Genomic DNA, 15,326 nt, shown 5'->3' on the forward strand with positions numbered 1-15,326 from the left:
ACGATCTTGCAGCTCGACGCCAACCCCGGACATCCACACGCTGGAGCGCTGTTCGACTTCGCCGCACGCGAACGTGCCACTTTCCTCGGCACCAGCCCGGCCTACTTGTCCTCTTGCATCAAAGCCGGCATATCTCCGGGCAGCGACTACGACCTCTCCGCAGTCCGCACGCTTGGGTCGACCGGATCACCACTGACGGCCGAGGCATACCACTGGGTGTACCGAAATGTGAGGCAGGACATGCTGCTTGCCGGCATCTCCGGTGGGACCGATCCGGGAGCCGCGTATTTGACCTCTTGCCCGATTCTGCCGGTGTACGCCGGTGAGATGCAGTGCCGCGGGCTCGGCGTCGCGGTGCATGCGCTGGACGACTCAGGCAAGGAATTGGTCGACGAAGTGGGCGAACTCGTCGTCACCGAACCGATGCCTTCGATGCCGCTCTACTTTTGGGGCGACGACGACGGAAAGCGCTATCGCGAAAGCTACTTCGAGACCTATCCGGGTCTGTGGCGGCATGGCGACTGGCTGCGGTTGGTCCCGCGACCGGAGTCCGTCACCGGGATCATCTACGGCCGCTCGGATTCGACGATCAACCGGCACGGGCTCCGCATGGGCACAAGCGAGATCTATCGGGTGGTCGAGGAGTTCCCGGCAGTTCTCGACTCGCTCGCGATCGACCTCGAGTACCTGGGGCGGCCTTCCTTCCTGGCGCTTTTCGTCGTGCTGCGGGACGGCGACGAAGCGGTTTCGCCGGATCTTCGCTCGCGGCTCTTTGCGGCGATCCGCACCGAGCTGTCGCCGAGGTACGTGCCCGATGACGTCATCGTGGTCCAGGAGGTACCGCGCACGCTCACCGGCAAGAAGATGGAAGTGCCCGTGAAGAAGATCCTGCTCGGACACTCACCCGACGAGGTGGTCAACCGTGACGCGATGGCGAACCCTTCTTCACTCGACTGGTTCGTCGGCTTCGCCAGTGAGCTCGACGCGCGGCTGAGGTAGGGCCAGTCACGCCGTTGGCCGCCAGAAGCCCTGAAAACCCTGTCCCGCATTGGTGGTCCGTATCGCAGAAAGATGAATGGGATCACCCGCCTCGATCATCAAGCCGTTGCCCACGACCATCGCGACGTGTCCGTCCCACACCGCCAGGTCGCCGGGGCGCAACGACGCTTGATCGACTGCCGCGCCGATGTCCTGCTCCTGGGCGAGCCGCGGAAGGTCCAGTCCCGCTTCGTGATACGCCCACTGAGTGAGGCCGCTGCAGTCCAGGCCAACGCCCGGGGTGGTACCGCCCCAGTCATAGGGCACGCCCAACTGGGTCAGTGCGTGCCGGACCGCGCTTGCGGCGACCGCGTTGGGCGCCGTCGCCGTGCTGCCGTCGGGGAGTTGCAGGGTGACGCCACTGCCGAACATGCCGGGATCGGCGAGTGGCCGACCGCCGTCGGACAGACCCGACGACGAGTCGGGGCTCGTGCCGGACGACCCCGAGAAGCCGGCAGGCTCCGAGCTGCCCAAGCCGGATTCCGCTCCCAAGCCGGCTCCCGAGCCCGAGCCGGATCCGAGGCCGCCGCCAAGGCTGGGCAACGCACCCATCGGCATCGTCGGCATCGTCTGCATCGCGCCGGTGGTGGGTTCGGCCACGGCGGTCTGATGGCCGTCGAGTTCGGCGCGCAACTCGTCGACGACGGCTTCGGCCTCGGAAAGCGCGCGGCGGGCCTCCGCGATGAGTTCGTCCGCGGAGCCCGGTTCGTCGATCTCGGCCTCGAGCGCCGCGGCACGCGACTCGAATTCATCGATGATCGCCTGCAGTCGCTCCCGGGCGCGGGCCACGGCGTCCGCGGCGTTCGTCGCCGCCTCGCCGAGACGGCCGGCTCGGCTGGCCAGCGCGTCGACGGCCGCCACGGTCGCGCTGGTGAACTCGGCGGCGGCCTCACCGGCATCGCCGTGCCACCGAGTCCGCTGCCACGACCGATCCGTGGCGACGGCGACGTCGCCCAGGGCGTTGCGGATGCCCGTCAGTGCCTCTGCGGCTTCGGGCGTACCCGTTCCCACCGTCGCCTGCAGCTCGCGTAGCGGAGCGGACAGCCCGCGCACCAGGGCGCTCGGCATCGGCTAGGCCCCCAGTTCCGAGATGGACTGTCCCACATGGTGTTCGGATGCCTCATACCCATCGGCGGCCGCTCCTGCGCTGGACTTCGCCGCCGACAGGCCTCCGGCGAGTTGCGCGACGTGGTAGGCCTCCCGAGTCAATGCGTCGTTCAGTGCCGTCACGAAGCCGAATCCGACCGAACCGAAGGCGTCTGCGGACACCCGCGCGGCGGTCAGCTCGGCGGCGACCGAGGCGAGGTCGTCCGCATGGCGATGCAGGGCGACGCTGAACGCGTGAATGTCAGAGATATCGGCGAGCACGAGGTTATGACGGCGGCCAGGGCGCGCTGGTTCCATTAGGGTCTGGGCGCATGGACGTGCACGTTGTCGATCACCCATTGGCCGCAGCGCGGCTGACCACGCTGCGGGACGAACGCACCGGCAACGCGGGATTCCGCTCCGCACTGCGCGACCTCACGATGATGCTGGTCTACGAGGCCACCCGTGACGCCGCGTCCGAAGCCGTCGCGGTCCGCACCCCGCTCGCCGAGACCGTCGGATCGCGCCTTGCCCGGCCGCCGTTGTTGGTACCGGTGCTGCGCGCCGGTCTCGGGATGGTCGACCAGGCGCACGCTCTGATCCCCGAGGCTCACGTCGGGTTCGTGGGCATCGCCAGGAATGAGGAGACGGCCCAACCCGCGCCGTACCTGGAGTCGCTGCCCGACGACCTGAGCAACGTTCCGGTGATGGTGCTCGACCCGATGCTGGCCACCGGTGGTTCGATGGCGCACACCCTCGGACTGCTGCACGACCGCAACGCCGTCGACATCACCGCGGTCTGCGTCGTGTGTGCGCCGGAAGGCATTGCAGCCCTTGAGAAGGCGTCCCCCAGCCTGCGGCTCTACACTGCGGCGATCGACGACGGGCTCAACGACGTCGCCTACATCGTTCCTGGCCTCGGCGATGCGGGGGACCGTCAGTTCGGTCCGCGCTGAAGCAGTCCGATCACGTCGGTCCGCAGATCGTCGAGCCGTTGGGCCGCGGCCTCGCGGGCGGCCGTCAGGTCGTCACGCGGCGGAAGGCGAATCTCGAGGTATGCCTTGACCTTCGGCTCTGTTCCCGACGGCCGAATCGCGACCCGTACTGAATCACCCTCATAGATCAGCGCATCGGTGCGCTGATGGCCGCTGCGCTCCAGCAGATCGGTGACCTGCACCGGCTCGCCTCCCAAGCGGGCGGATGGTGACGTTCGAAGGCGTTTCATCAGGGCGGCGTCGGCGGGCACCGACACCGCGGACGTCGTGTGTACGCCGTGGCGCAGTGCCAGCGCATCCAAAGCGTCGGACGGCGTTCGGCCGTCGTTGCGCAGCACGGCCACCAGATCGCACGCGAGCACCGCGGCACTGATGCCGTCCTTGTCTCGCACGGCGGCGGGGTCGACGCAGTGGCCGATCGCCTCTTCGTAGGCGTAGACGAGCGTACTTCCGGCGAGGCCCGCGTCGGCGCGCGCAAGCCATTTGAACCCCGTCAGCGTCTCCACGTGCTGGGCGCCGTGGCCTGCGGCTATCGCGGCCAGCATGCGCGAGGACACCAAGGTGCTGGCCACCACACTGCTCGACATGACGTCGCCCGGCTCCGTCTGCGAAAGGATGTAATCGCCTAGTAGCCAACCAGTTTCGTCTCCAGATAGCATCCGCCAGCCCGAGGCCGTCGGGATGCCGACCGCGCACCTGTCGGCGTCGGGGTCCAGGGCGATTGCCACGTCGGCGTCGACCTCGGCCGCGAGTGCCAGGAGCAGGTCGGTAGCGCCCGCTTCCTCCGGATTGGGGAACGCAACGGTGGGGAAGTCCGCGTCGGGCGAATACTGCTCGGCGACCACGTGGACATCGGTGAAGCCCGCTTCGCGTAGGGCCAGCAGAGCGGGCTCCCCGCCGACGCCGTGCATCGGTGTCAGCGCGACGCGAACGTCACCCGTGCCACGTCTCACCGCGGCGGCGCGACGGACGTACTCCACGATGAGGTCGGTGTTCGCCGGTGTCACCTCGGCACGGGCGACGTCGGCCGGTGCGATCCGCATCGCCGCTTCGATCTCGCGGTCGCTCGGTGGCACGATCTGGAGCCCGCCGTCGAGGTATACCTTGTAGCCGTTGTCCGCGGGCGGATTGTGCGATGCCGTGATCTGGATGCCCGCGGTAGCGCCCAGGCGTCGGACGGCGAACGCCACGACCGGCGTCGGAGCCGGATCGGGCAGAAGGATCACGGAAAAGCCCTCGGCAGCAAGCACTTCAGCGGCAGCCAGGGCGAAGTCGTCGGAGTTGTGGCGGGCGTCGCGGCCGACCACGACGGTCGAGCCACCCAGGCTTGCGGCATGTGCCGCGCCCGCGGCGTGGTCCTTCAGCACCTTGGCCAGCGCCCACGTGGCTGCCGTCACGGTCGTGACGTTCATGCCGCCGGGACCGTCACGCATGGGTCCCCGCAGCCCTGCCGTACCGAACGTCAGGGGAAGCGGGGAGGGGCTGGTCATGGCGTTCATTGTGCGGTGCGCTCATCGGTAGCCACATGCTCATCTGGGGTGGCATGCTCTTCGCGCGGGCGCTCATCGCCGTCGGCGAGTTTTCGGAGCACCGGGGCCACGAGCATCAGCAGATCGAACTCGAGATCGGTCAGGGTTTCGCGCATGGCGGCGTCCAGCCAGGCGTCGCGGTCGGCGCGGTCGGCGTCGAGCAGGGTTGACCCGTCGACCGTCGTCTCGATGAGCTGTCGACGCCGGTCATCGGGATCGGTTCGCCGCGACACCAGTCGCCGCGCCTCCAGCTCGTTGATGCCGTCGGTGAGCGACTGAACCCGGACGTGCATGCGTGCAGCGAGTTCTGCCGGGGTCGTCACGCCCGAGCGGCTGATCTCACCGAGCAACTGCATCTGACTCAACGTCAGGCCGTTGTCGGGGCGGTGCCTGCGCAGCTGTCGGGTGAGCGCCATGATCGACTCGCGAAGGTCGGTGGCGTTCTTCGTCCGCTCGATGGTCACTACCAAGTTATACCTTGGCAATAGCATGATGAACGTCAGTTTGCGACAAGCAATTGACAAGGGCATACTTGGGGTAATGATGCGTTGGGCGTTGTTGGTGGTGGTCACTGTCGCGGTGACCTTGCCGCTGACCATCGTCGGCGTGCCGTCGGCGGCATTGTTCGCGGCACTCGTCGTCGGCATCGTGCTGGCGCTACTGTCGTTCGCCCCGTCGGGCGTCCCGCGCAAGGCTGGCGCCGCCGCGCAGGGTGTGCTCGGCGTCTACATCGGGACGATGGTCCATCGGGACGCGTTGACGGCGCTGGGTTCGGACTGGCCGATCGTGCTCGGTGTCGCGCTGGCGACCCTCCTGTTGAGCGTCGTTGCGGGCGCACTGCTCGGTCTGCACCGTGACGTGAGCCCGCTCACCGGGGCGTTGGCGCTCGTCGCGGGCGGTGCCTCCGGCCTGGTCGCAATCGCTCGCGAGTTGGGTGGTGACGACCGCGTGGTGGCCGTGGTGCAGTATCTGCGGGTCGCGTTGATCACCGCGTCGATGCCGCTGATCGTCGCCTTCGTCTACCGCGCCGAGAGGACCGGACAGTCCGCTGCACCTCCCCAGAATGATGCGGCGCCTTGGTATCTCAGCATCTCGATGGTCGCCGTGATCGTGCTGGTCGGGGCGACGGGCGGCCGACTCATCCGGTTGCCCGGCGCCGGTCTGCTCGGACCCATGACGCTGACCATCGCGCTGGAATTGACCGGGGTGTCCTTCGGGCTGTCGGTGCCGCTCGTCTTGGTGCAGCTCGGGTACGCCGTGATCGGCTGGCAGGCCGGTGTCGCGTTCACGCGTGAATCGATCCGCGCGATCGGTCGTGCCCTACCTGCCGCGGTGGGCCTGATCGTCCTGCTCAACGCCGCCACCGCGGGCCTTGGCATCCTCCTGGCGCACGTCTCGGGAATCAGCCCGCTCGAGGGCTACCTGTCCACCAGCCCTGGCGGCATCTATGCCGTGTTGGCCACGGCGGTCGAGACCGGATCCAACGTCACGTTCATCATCGCCGCCCAGGTGGTGCGGGTGCTCCTGATGTTGTTCGCCGCGCCGCTGATGGCGCGCGGATTCCTCAGGCTGACCGCGTGGATCGGCTACAGACGGGCCAGCACCTCGGAGAGCAGGGAACCCATCCGCGTCGCCGACTGACGGCCCGCCTCGAGTACCTCGACGTGGCTGAGCGGTTCGCCCGTCATGCCCGCGGCCAGGTTCGTCACCAGCGAGACCCCGAGCACCTCGGCGCCCGCCGCCCGCGCCGCGATGGTCTCGTGCACCGTCGACATGCCGACCAGATCGGCGCCGAGTGTGCGCAACATCCGGATCTCGGCGGGTGTCTCGTAGTGCGGGCCGGGCAGCCCCGCGTAGACACCTTCGGCCAGCGTCGGATCGACGTCGTGCGCCAGAGCTCGCAGCCGCGGCGCATACGCATCGACGAGGTCGACGAACTGGGCGCCCACCAGCGGCGAGCGCGCGGTGAGGTTGAGGTGGTCGCTGATCAGCACGGGTTGACCCACCGAATGATCGGCCCGGAGCCCACCTGCGGCGTTGGTCAGTACGACGGTGCCGGCACCCGCGGCGCACGCGGTGCGCACGGGATGGACGACGTGGCGCAGATCATGGCCCTCGTAGGCGTGAATGCGGCCCAGCAGTACCAGGACCCGCTTGGTGCCGACAGACACCACCAGCAACGTGCCGCCGTGGCCCGCAGCGGTCGGCGGTCTGAAACCGGGAAGAGCGGCCATCGGGACGACGACGGACGGCTCACCCAGCTCCGCTGCCGCGGGCGCCCATCCCGAGCCGAGGACGACGGCGACGTCGAAGCCGTCCACGCCGGTGCGCCGCAGGAGTTCGGCGGCCGCCGCGTCGGCGACGGCCTGTGGATCGGACGGCGCACTGCTCACAGCGCCGCAGCCTAGCGGCGGATGAGCGCTCGCGCGAAGCGCAAAGCGGACGGTGAGATACTGCTCCGATGCCCACCGCCACAGCGTCGACGACCGTCGAGGACGCAGTCCAGCGACGTCGTGGCGACTTGATCGAGCTGTCGCACGCCATCCACGCCGAGCCCGAGCTCGCCTTCGCCGAACACCGCAGCTGCGCCAAGACGCAGGCACTGGTCGCCGAGCGCGGATTCGAGATCACCGCTGCGCCCGGAGGATTGGACACCGCGTTCCGTGCCGACTTCGGCAGCGGCTCGCTGGTCGTCGGCATCTGCGCCGAATACGACGCCCTGCCCGGTATCGGCCACGCCTGCGGGCACAACATCATCGCGGCCTCTGCGGTCGGGACGGCGCTGGCGCTGGCCGAGGTCGCCGACGAACTGGACCTGACGGTGGTGCTGCTCGGCACGCCCGCCGAGGAGGCCGGCGGCGGAAAGGCCCTGATGCTCGAGGCGGGCACGTTCGACGACATTGCGGTGACGGTGATGTTGCACGCCGGTCCGATCGACATCGCCCGCGCCCGGTCGCTGGCGCTGTCGCAGGTGGCCGTCGAATACGTCGGACGCGAGGCGCACGCCGCCGTCGCGCCGTATCTGGGACTCAACGCCGCCGACGCGATCACGGTGGCCCAGGTGGCAATCGGTCTGCTGCGTCAGCAGCTGGCGCCCGGCCAGATGATGCACGGCATCATCACCGACGGCGGTCAGGCAACCAACGTCATCCCGGCACGCACCGAGATGCACTACACGATGCGCGCCAACGACTCCGGGTCGTTGCGTGAGCTGGAGGGCAGGATGTCTGACTGTTTCCTCGCGGGCGCGGTGGCCACGGGTTGCGGCCATCAGGTCGAGGCGACCGAGCCGTCCTACCTGGAGCTGATGCCCGACCAGTGGCTTGCCGACGTGTTCCGCGCCGAGATGATCCGGTTCGGCCGGGCCCCAGTCGGGGTGGAGGTGGAGGCCGCGTTGCCGCTCGGCAGCACCGACATGGGCAACGTCACCCAGATCATGCCGGGTATCCACCCGATCGTCGGCATCGATTCCGAGGGCGCATCGATCCACCAGCCTGCGTTCACTGTCGCCGCGGCTGGGCCGAGCGCCGACAAGGCCGTCATCGAGGGAGCCGTCATGCTGGCACGCACTGTCGTCGAGCTGGCCGAGACGCCCACGGAGCGCGACCGGGTGCTGCGACTGAAGGCGGATCGCTCGTGACTCTTCAGCGAGCAGCAGAGCGGGATCGCGCATGAACGTCAGCGAGTACGCCGAGACGTGGCTGGCCACACACTACGGCGAGCTGGTGGCGTGGCGCCGGCACATCCATCAGCATCCGGAGTTGGGCCGCCAGGAGTTCGAGACGACGCAGTTCGTCGCAGCGCATTTGGCGGACGCCGGCCTGAACCCGAAGGTTCTGCCCGGCGGCACAGGACTGACGTGCGACTTCGGGCCCGAAAACGCGCCGCGGGTGGCGTTGCGGGCTGACATGGACGCGCTGCCGATGGCCGAGCGGACGGGCGCGCCATTCACGTCGCTCGTGCCCAACGTCGCACACGCCTGCGGCCACGACGGGCACACGTCGATCCTGCTCGGCGCGGGGCTCGCCCTGGCCTCGGTGCCCGAACTGCCGGTCGGCGTGCGCCTGCTCTTCCAGCCCGCCGAGGAGCTGATGCCCGGCGGCGCCATCGATGCGATCGCCGCGGGTGCGCTGAATGGAGTGTCGCGGATCTTCGCGCTGCACTGCGATCCGCGGCTGGAGGTTGGCAAGGTGGCCGTGCGGCCAGGCCCCATCACCTCGGCGGCCGATCAGGTGGAGATCACGCTGCACTCACCGGGCGGCCACACTTCGCGACCGCACCTGACGGGTGACCTCGTCTACGCGCTTGGCACTCTGATCACGGGCGTTCCCGGCGTGCTGTCGCGGCGGGTCGACCCGCGCAACAGCACCGTGATGGTGTGGGGAGCCGTCAACGCAGGCGTGGCCGCCAACGCGATTCCGCAGACCGGCAGCGTCGCCGGCACCATCCGCACCGCCAGCCGCGAGGCCTGGGTGGTGATGGAAGAGCTCGTCCGCGAGATCGTTTCGTCGTTGCTGGCGCCGCTGCAGGTGGAGTACAGCGTGCACTACCGCCGGGGCGTGCCTCCGGTGGTCAACGAGGAGGTCTCGACCCGGATCTTCACCCACGCGATCGAGGCCATCGGGCCTGACGTGTTGACCGACACCAGGCAGTCCGGGGGAGGCGAAGACTTCTCCTGGTACCTGGAGGACGTGCCAGGGGCGATGGCGCGACTGGGCGTGTGGCCGGGGTACGGTCCGCAGTTGGATCTCCACCAGCCGACGTTCGACCTGGACGAGCGGGCGCTGGGGGTCGGGGTTCGGGTGTTCACCAACATCGTTGAGCAGTCCGCCGGGCTCTGAGCCCTCCTCCCGCGAGCGTGCGTGTCTGCTCCGCGACACGCCGACGGGCATCGGCATTTCGTGCACGCTCGCGAGCGCGTCACCTGCGAGTCATGGGCGCTCGGGCGCGGCGAGCGTGCGCAGACTCGCGGAAAGATTCGGCGTGTCGGGTACAGACGCGCACGCTCGCGCGGAAGGGGGGTGGCGTGGAAATGGGGCCGACGAGCGGGTTACGTCCCTGGTCCGACGTTGCCGGCCGGTCGATTGCGTAGATCGTTTACGTACTCCTCGGGTGCGCCCGCGATCTCGGCGGCCTCGGCCATCACGCCGAGGTAGCGCGCTGACGGTATGCCGCCCTCCCAGGCGTCGACCACGTACAGCCAGGCGAGCACGGGATCGGTGCTGGTGTCCGAGGACTCCCGGTGCACCCGGCAGCGGATCTTCTTGTGGAAGCCGAGCTCCGAACCCTCCCAGCGGTCGAGGTTCTCTTCGTCTTCTTTGGTCATGTCGTAGAGCACGACGAAGACTTTCGACAGCTGATCTTCGACGAGGGTGGCCAGTGCGCCCTCCCAGCCGAGATCCTCGCCGCCGAACGTCAGTCGCCAACCGTGCAGCCAGCCGGTTCCCGCCATCGGGGAATGCGGCGCGCGCTGCAGCATCTGCTCCGGATGCATGTTCGATCCGTAGGCGGCGTAGATCGGCACGGGGGCAAGCCTAAGGGGTGGTGGCGGGCAGGAGCGCAGCGACGGGGGAATCGGTTGTGGCGGGCAGGAGCGCAGCGACGGGGGAATCGGTTGTGGCGGCCAGGAGCGCAGTGACGGGGGCTGTGGCTTTCGTTCGCAAAGGGAAGTCACGCGTTCCCGGGGTACTAAGTTGAGGCGGTGGTTACCCGCATCGTGATCATCGGCGGTGGCCCCGCCGGGTATGAGGCTGCACTCGTCGCCGCGGGCCGTGGTCCCGCCACCGTGCAGATCACCGTCGTCGACTCCGACGGCATCGGTGGTGCATGCGTGCTCTGGGACTGCGTGCCGTCCAAGACCTTCATCGCGTCGACTGGCGTGCGCACCGAACTGCGCCGCGCCAACGGCCTCGGCTTCGACATCGCGATCGAGGACGCCAAGATCTCGCTCGAGCAGATCCACAACCGCGTCAAGACGCTCGCCAGGTCGCAGTCGGCCGACATCGGCTCCAACCTGCTGCGCGAGGGCGTCAGCATCGTGCACGGCCGCGGTGAACTCGTCGACGACATCCCTGGCATGGCGCACCACCGCGTGAGAGTCACCACAGCCGACGGCAAGGTCGGCGTGCTCAAGGCCGACGTCGTACTGGTCGCCACCGGCGCCCGACCCCGCGTCCTGCCGAACGCCGTGCCCGATGGGGAGCGGATTCTGAACTGGCGCCAGCTCTACGACCTCACCGAGCTGCCCGAGCATCTCATCATCGTCGGCTCCGGCGTCACCGGAGCCGAGTTCTGCAGCGCTTACACGGAGCTGGGCGTCAAGGTCACCGTGGTGGCCAGCCGCGACCAGATCCTGCCTCACGAGGACTCCGACGCCGCCGCGGTGCTGGAGGAGACGTTCGCCGAACGCGGCGTGCAGCTCGTCAAGAACGCGCGCGCGGACACGGTCAGCCGTACCGCGGACGGAGTCAGGGTCTCGATCGCCGACGGGCGCACCGTCGAGGGTAGCCACGCGCTGATGACCGTCGGCTCCGTGCCGAACACCGAAGGCCTCGGCCTCGAGAAGGTCGGAATCGACCTCGGTCGGGGCAATTACCTTGAAGTGGACCGTGTTTCGCGGACCACGGCGGCGGGTATCTATGCCGCGGGCGACTGCACGGGGCTCCTGCCGCTGGCATCGGTGGCTGCGATGCAGGGCCGCATCGCGATGTACCACGCCCTTGGTGAGGGAGTGTCGCCGATTCGGCTGCGCACCGTTGCGGCCGCCGTGTTCACCCGCCCCGAGATCGCCGCGGTCGGCGTGCCCCAGACGGCGATCGACGACGGGGCCGTGCCAGCCCGCACACTGATGCTGCCGCTGACCACCAACGCCCGCGCCAAGATGTCGCTTCTGCGCCGGGGCTTCGTCAAGATCTTCTGCCGTCCGGCGACCGGTGTCGTCATCGGTGGCGTCGTCGTCGCGCCGATCGCGTCGGAGTTGATCCTGCCGATAGCCCTTGCGGTGCAGAACCGGATCTCGGTGACTGACCTCGCACAGACACTGTCGGTGTACCCGTCGCTGTCGGGCTCGACGGTCGAGGCGGCCCGGCGGTTGATGGCTCACGACGACCTCGACTGAACGAGGAACCCGCGCCGATCGGGTAAAGGCACGTAGGCTCGTACCAGCAGCGCCTACCGACGAGTAACAAGGAGTCCTTGGCTGTGAGCGATGCTTGCGAGCGAACCATCGGCGCAGTTGACCCGATCCCCGGTCCGGGCAATGGGCAGACCCTTCTTGGCCCCGAACTGCGTGCCCAAGCGTGGGAGCGCCTAGGCGCCGAGCAGTTCGACGTCGTCGTCCTCGGCGGTGGAGTCGTCGGCGCCGGTGCAGCGCTCGATGCGGCGACCCGAGGCCTCAAGGTGGCGCTCGTCGAGGCGCGCGACTTCGCCTCAGGCACGTCGAGCCGGTCCTCGAAGATGTTCCACGGCGGTCTGCGCTATCTCGAACAGCTCGAGTTCGGCCTGGTGCGCGAGGCGCTGCACGAGCGGGAGCTTTCGTTGACGACGCTGGCGCCTCACCTCGTCAAGCCGCTGCCCTTTCTGTTCCCGTTGACCAGGCGGCTGTGGGAGCGGCCCTACGTGGCTGCCGGGATCTTCCTCTACGACCAGCTGGGCGGCGCGAAATCCGTCCCCGCACAGAAGCATCTGTTTAAGGCGGGCGCACTGCGGCTGGCTCCTGGACTCAAGCGCAGCTCGCTGATCGGCGGCATCCGCTACTACGACACCGTCGTCGACGACGCACGGCACACCATGATGGTGGCCCGCACCGCGGCGCACTACGGCGCGGTGGTGCGTACGTCGACCCAGGTGGTCTCGCTGCTGCGCGAGGGTGACCGCGTCACCGGCGTCCGCGTTCGCGACTCCGAGGACGGTGCCGTGACGGACGTCCGCGGCCACGTCGTCGTCAACGCCACCGGTGTCTGGACCGATGAGATCCAGGCACTGTCCAAGCAGCGTGGCCGTTTTCGCGTGCGGGCGTCAAAGGGCGTGCACATCGTGGTGCCGCGGGACCGAATCGTCAGCGAGGTGGCGATCATCCTGCGGACTGAGAAATCGGTGCTCTTCGTCATTCCGTGGGGCACGCACTGGATCGTCGGCACCACCGACACCGACTGGAATCTGGACCTGGCCCACCCCGCGGCCACCAAGGCCGACATCGACTACATCCTCGAGACCGTCAACACCGTGCTGGCCACGCCGCTGACGCACGATGACATCGACGGCGTCTACGCGGGCCTGCGACCGCTGCTGGCGGGGGAGAGCGAGGAGACCTCGAAGCTGTCGCGCGAGCACGCCGTCGCCGTGCCCGCCCCGGGCCTGGTCGCCATCGCGGGTGGCAAGTACACCACCTATCGCGTGATGGGGCAGGACGCGATCGACGCGGCCGCCGAGTTCGTTCCCACCCGCGTGGCCCCGTCGATCACCGAGAAGGTGCCGCTGATGGGCGCCGACGGATACTTCGCGCTGATCAATCAGACCGCGCACGTCGGCTCGCACTACCAACTGCACCCATACCGTGTGCGACACCTGCTTGACCGTTACGGCTCGCTGATTGGCGAGGTGCTCGCCATGGCGGAGGGACGCCCCGAACTGCTGACGCCCATCACCGAGGCGCCCGTGTATCTGAAGGTGGAGGCGTGGTACGCCGTGGTGGCCGAGGGTGCGCTGCACCTCGAGGACATCCTGGCTCGGCGGATGCGCATCTCGATCGAGTATCCGCACCGCGGTGTGGACTGCGCCCGCGAGGTCGCCGAAGTCGTTGCCCCCGTGCTGGGTTGGAGCTCCGAGGACGTCGCCCGCGAGGTTGCCACTTATCTGGCCCGCGTCGAGGCAGAGGTGATGTCACAGACTCAGCCCGACGACGAATCCGCCGACTCGTTGCGTGCCGCGGCCCCCGAGGCGCGCGCGGAGATCCTCGAGCCGGTACCGCTGACGTGAGGCGCGCCCGCCCTGCGCCGCTGCCTGATCGTGACGGGCTTGGTCCGGCGAGGGTGCGGTTGCGCGGTGGCGGCGTGCTGGTGGAGTTGGCGGATCGGTTCGGCGAGGCAGCCGCAGCCAAGGTGCTTGGCGGCGAGGTGCTCGCCGCCGACGGAAGTGTCGTCACCGCGGCCACGGTGCTGCCGCCGAACTCGCACGTCTACCTCTACCGCGACCTGCCCGACGAGGTGCCGGTCCCGTTCGACGTCCCGGTGCTGTACCGCGACGAGAACATCGTCGTCGTCGACAAGCCGCACTTCCTGGCCACCATGCCGCGGGGCGGACACGTCACGCAGACCGCGCTGGTGCGATTGCGTCGAGAACTCGATCTGCCCGAGCTCAATCCCGCGCACCGGTTGGACCGGCTGACTGCGGGTGTGCTGTTGTTCACCGCCCGCCGCGAGGTACGGGGTGACTATCAGACGCTGTTCGCCCGAGGCGAGGTGCGCAAGGCATACCTGGCGCGGGCCGCCGTCGACCAGGCCCTCGAGCTGCCGACCGTGGTGCGCAGCCGAATCATCAAGGAACGCGGCCGACTTCAGGCCTACGAGGAGCCGGGTGAGCCGAACGCCGAGACGTTGGTCGAGCACCTTGGCGACGGCCTATACCTGCTGACGCCACGGACGGGCCGGACCCATCAACTCCGCGTGCACATGGCGTCGCTGGGGCTGCCGATCTTCGGGGATCCGCTCTACCCGCGGGTGCTCGACGTCGTGTCCGGTGACTTCTCGGCACCCTTGGCGCTGCTCGCCCGGCGGTTGCAGTTCGACGACCCCTTGACTGGCGAACGCCGGACTTTCGAAAGCGCCCGGGTCCTGTAGTAGGGGCGAGCGGTCTGGCTGAATCCCTTGTGCCACATTGGTTTCAGACGTCACAAAGCCGGGGTTTCTTGTCGGTGGAGCGCCCTAGTGTTCGATGCATGAGTTCGGGTTCCGTCCACGATCGCGAGCAGATCGCCGCGGCGGTCGACGGTTTCCTGACGGCCGTCGACACGCTGGCAAGGTGTCCTTCGACGCCCTGACCCCGCCCGAACTCCTGCACGTCCTCGACAAGATGGAAACCGTGTCGTGGAGAACACCGACCGTCGCTCACCGGATCATCGCCGGTCTGCAACGTGAAGCCTCCCCGGTCGAGTTGGGTGTGAAGTCGTGGAAGGCCGTGCTGAAGAGCCGGCTGCGGATTTCGGGCGCCGACGCCACGCGGCGCCTGGACGAGGCCACCGACCTCGGGCCGCGCACCGCATTGAACGGCACACCCTTGCAACCGGCGCTGGCGAAAGTGGCGGCCGCCCAAACCGAGGGCAGAATCGGCGCCGAACACGTCGACGTGAACACGTCGACGTCATCCGTGCCACCCTCACCCGGCTCCCCGGCTGGGTCGACGCCACGACCCAGGAGCAGGCCGAGGCCTCCCCTGGTGCGGGTGGCCCGAGACTTCGGGCCTGACGAGCTCCGCAAGGCCGCCAAACTGCTGCTCACCGTCATCGATCAGGACGGGCCCGAACCCGACGACACCGAACGCGCCCGCAAGCGAACCATCACCCTGGGCCCGCAAGGTGTCGACGGGATGAGCAAGCTCACCGGCTGGGTCGACCCGCAGTGGCGCGCCACCGTCGAACCGATCCTGGCCAAGCTCGCCGCCCCCGGCATGGGCAACCCCGACG

At 68.6% G+C, this 15,326-nt stretch carries 14 protein-coding genes and 1 pseudogene; 9 read left to right on the plus strand and 6 right to left on the minus strand.

Features of this window, described 5'->3' with window-relative positions:
• Positions 1-999: AMP-binding enzyme (locus QOI01_RS15680; protein WP_526382424.1), on the plus strand; the 999-nt coding region annotated here is incomplete at its 5' end.
• 6 nt (positions 1,000-1,005) lie between these two features.
• Here the strand turns inward: QOI01_RS15680 and QOI01_RS15685 are convergent.
• Complete coding sequence (locus QOI01_RS15685) at positions 1,006-2,106, minus strand: C40 family peptidase (RefSeq protein ID WP_526382426.1); 1,101 nt, start codon at positions 2,104-2,106, stop codon at positions 1,006-1,008.
• A 3-nt stretch (positions 2,107-2,109) separates the two neighbouring features.
• Positions 2,110-2,406, minus strand: coding sequence for a hypothetical protein (locus tag QOI01_RS15690; protein ID WP_526382428.1), 297 nt, complete (start codon positions 2,404-2,406; stop codon positions 2,110-2,112).
• A gap of 50 nt (positions 2,407-2,456) precedes the next feature.
• Between QOI01_RS15690 and upp the strand changes: the two genes are divergently transcribed.
• Entirely contained in the window at positions 2,457-3,080 is a 624-nt protein-coding gene (gene upp / locus QOI01_RS15695; protein WP_526382430.1) for a uracil phosphoribosyltransferase, read from the plus strand.
• Here upp and QOI01_RS15700 read toward each other — a convergent pair.
• Together QOI01_RS15700 and QOI01_RS15705 are read right to left on the minus strand one after the other, a co-directional pair.
• A pseudogene (locus tag QOI01_RS15700) lies at positions 3,062-4,588 on the minus strand (phospho-sugar mutase); the annotation flags it as partial. The gene upp and the pseudogene QOI01_RS15700 sit on opposite strands and share 19 nt — an antisense overlap.
• Before the next feature lie 26 nt (positions 4,589-4,614).
• The gene (locus QOI01_RS15705; protein ID WP_526382432.1) at positions 4,615-5,139 is read right to left on the minus strand and encodes a MarR family winged helix-turn-helix transcriptional regulator; all 525 of its coding nucleotides are present in this window, start codon (positions 5,137-5,139) and stop codon (positions 4,615-4,617) included.
• A gap of 49 nt (positions 5,140-5,188) precedes the next feature.
• On the opposite strand from QOI01_RS15705, the gene QOI01_RS15710 reads away from it, so the two are divergent.
• Positions 5,189-6,289, plus strand: a complete 1,101-nt coding sequence (locus tag QOI01_RS15710; protein WP_526382434.1) for an AbrB family protein — start codon at positions 5,189-5,191, stop codon at positions 6,287-6,289.
• On the opposite strand, the gene QOI01_RS15715 is transcribed toward QOI01_RS15710, so the two are convergent.
• Positions 6,235-7,041 (minus strand): purine-nucleoside phosphorylase, encoded by an 807-nt coding sequence (locus QOI01_RS15715; RefSeq protein ID WP_526382436.1) that lies wholly within the window; start codon positions 7,039-7,041, stop codon positions 6,235-6,237. The two genes, QOI01_RS15710 and QOI01_RS15715, sit on opposite strands and share 55 nt — an antisense overlap.
• Positions 7,042-7,109: 68 nt before the next feature.
• Between QOI01_RS15715 and QOI01_RS15720 the strand changes: the two genes are divergently transcribed.
• Both QOI01_RS15720 and QOI01_RS15725 read left to right on the plus strand, forming a co-directional pair.
• On the plus strand, positions 7,110-8,288 hold the full coding sequence (locus QOI01_RS15720; protein WP_526382438.1) for a M20 family metallopeptidase: 1,179 nt from the start codon (positions 7,110-7,112) through the stop codon (positions 8,286-8,288).
• 31 nt (positions 8,289-8,319) lie between these two features.
• A complete protein-coding gene (locus tag QOI01_RS15725; protein WP_526382440.1) occupies positions 8,320-9,489 on the plus strand; it encodes an amidohydrolase in 1,170 nt (389 codons plus the stop codon).
• 209 nt (positions 9,490-9,698) lie between these two features.
• Here QOI01_RS15725 and QOI01_RS15730 read toward each other — a convergent pair whose 3' ends face one another.
• The gene (locus QOI01_RS15730; protein ID WP_526382442.1) at positions 9,699-10,172 is read right to left on the minus strand and encodes a gamma-glutamylcyclotransferase family protein; all 474 of its coding nucleotides are present in this window, start codon (positions 10,170-10,172) and stop codon (positions 9,699-9,701) included.
• 177 nt (positions 10,173-10,349) lie between these two features.
• Between QOI01_RS15730 and QOI01_RS15735 the strand changes: the two genes are divergently transcribed.
• The 4 genes from QOI01_RS15735 to QOI01_RS15750 all read left to right on the plus strand — a co-directional run.
• Positions 10,350-11,765, plus strand: coding sequence for an NAD(P)H-quinone dehydrogenase (locus QOI01_RS15735; RefSeq protein ID WP_526382443.1), 1,416 nt, complete (start codon positions 10,350-10,352; stop codon positions 11,763-11,765).
• A 107-nt stretch (positions 11,766-11,872) separates the two neighbouring features.
• Positions 11,873-13,624 (plus strand): glycerol-3-phosphate dehydrogenase/oxidase, encoded by a 1,752-nt coding sequence (locus tag QOI01_RS15740; protein ID WP_526382449.1) that lies wholly within the window; start codon positions 11,873-11,875, stop codon positions 13,622-13,624.
• Positions 13,621-14,484, plus strand: coding sequence for a pseudouridine synthase (locus QOI01_RS15745; RefSeq protein WP_526382445.1), 864 nt, complete (start codon positions 13,621-13,623; stop codon positions 14,482-14,484). Before QOI01_RS15740 ends, QOI01_RS15745 begins: the two co-directional genes overlap by 4 nt.
• A gap of 181 nt (positions 14,485-14,665) precedes the next feature.
• Positions 14,666-15,326 (plus strand): DUF222 domain-containing protein (locus QOI01_RS15750; protein WP_526382447.1); only part of this gene is annotated, 661 nt, incomplete at its 3' end.

This window comes from Mycobacterium sp. (assembly GCF_032162605.1).
Classification (GTDB): domain Bacteria; phylum Actinomycetota; class Actinomycetes; order Mycobacteriales; family Mycobacteriaceae; genus Mycobacterium.

Coding starts and splice junctions, on each gene's coding strand:
- QOI01_RS15685 (WP_526382426.1), bottom strand. CDS start 2,106: ATGCCGAGCGCCCTGGTGCGCGGGCTGTCCGCTCCGCTACGCGAGCTG.
- upp (WP_526382430.1), top strand. CDS start 2,457: ATGGACGTGCACGTTGTCGATCACCCATTGGCCGCAGCGCGGCTGACC.
- QOI01_RS15705 (WP_526382432.1), bottom strand. CDS start 5,139: ATGCTATTGCCAAGGTATAACTTGGTAGTGACCATCGAGCGGACGAAG.
- QOI01_RS15710 (WP_526382434.1), top strand. CDS start 5,189: ATGATGCGTTGGGCGTTGTTGGTGGTGGTCACTGTCGCGGTGACCTTG.
- QOI01_RS15720 (WP_526382438.1), top strand. CDS start 7,110: ATGCCCACCGCCACAGCGTCGACGACCGTCGAGGACGCAGTCCAGCGA.
- QOI01_RS15725 (WP_526382440.1), top strand. CDS start 8,320: ATGAACGTCAGCGAGTACGCCGAGACGTGGCTGGCCACACACTACGGC.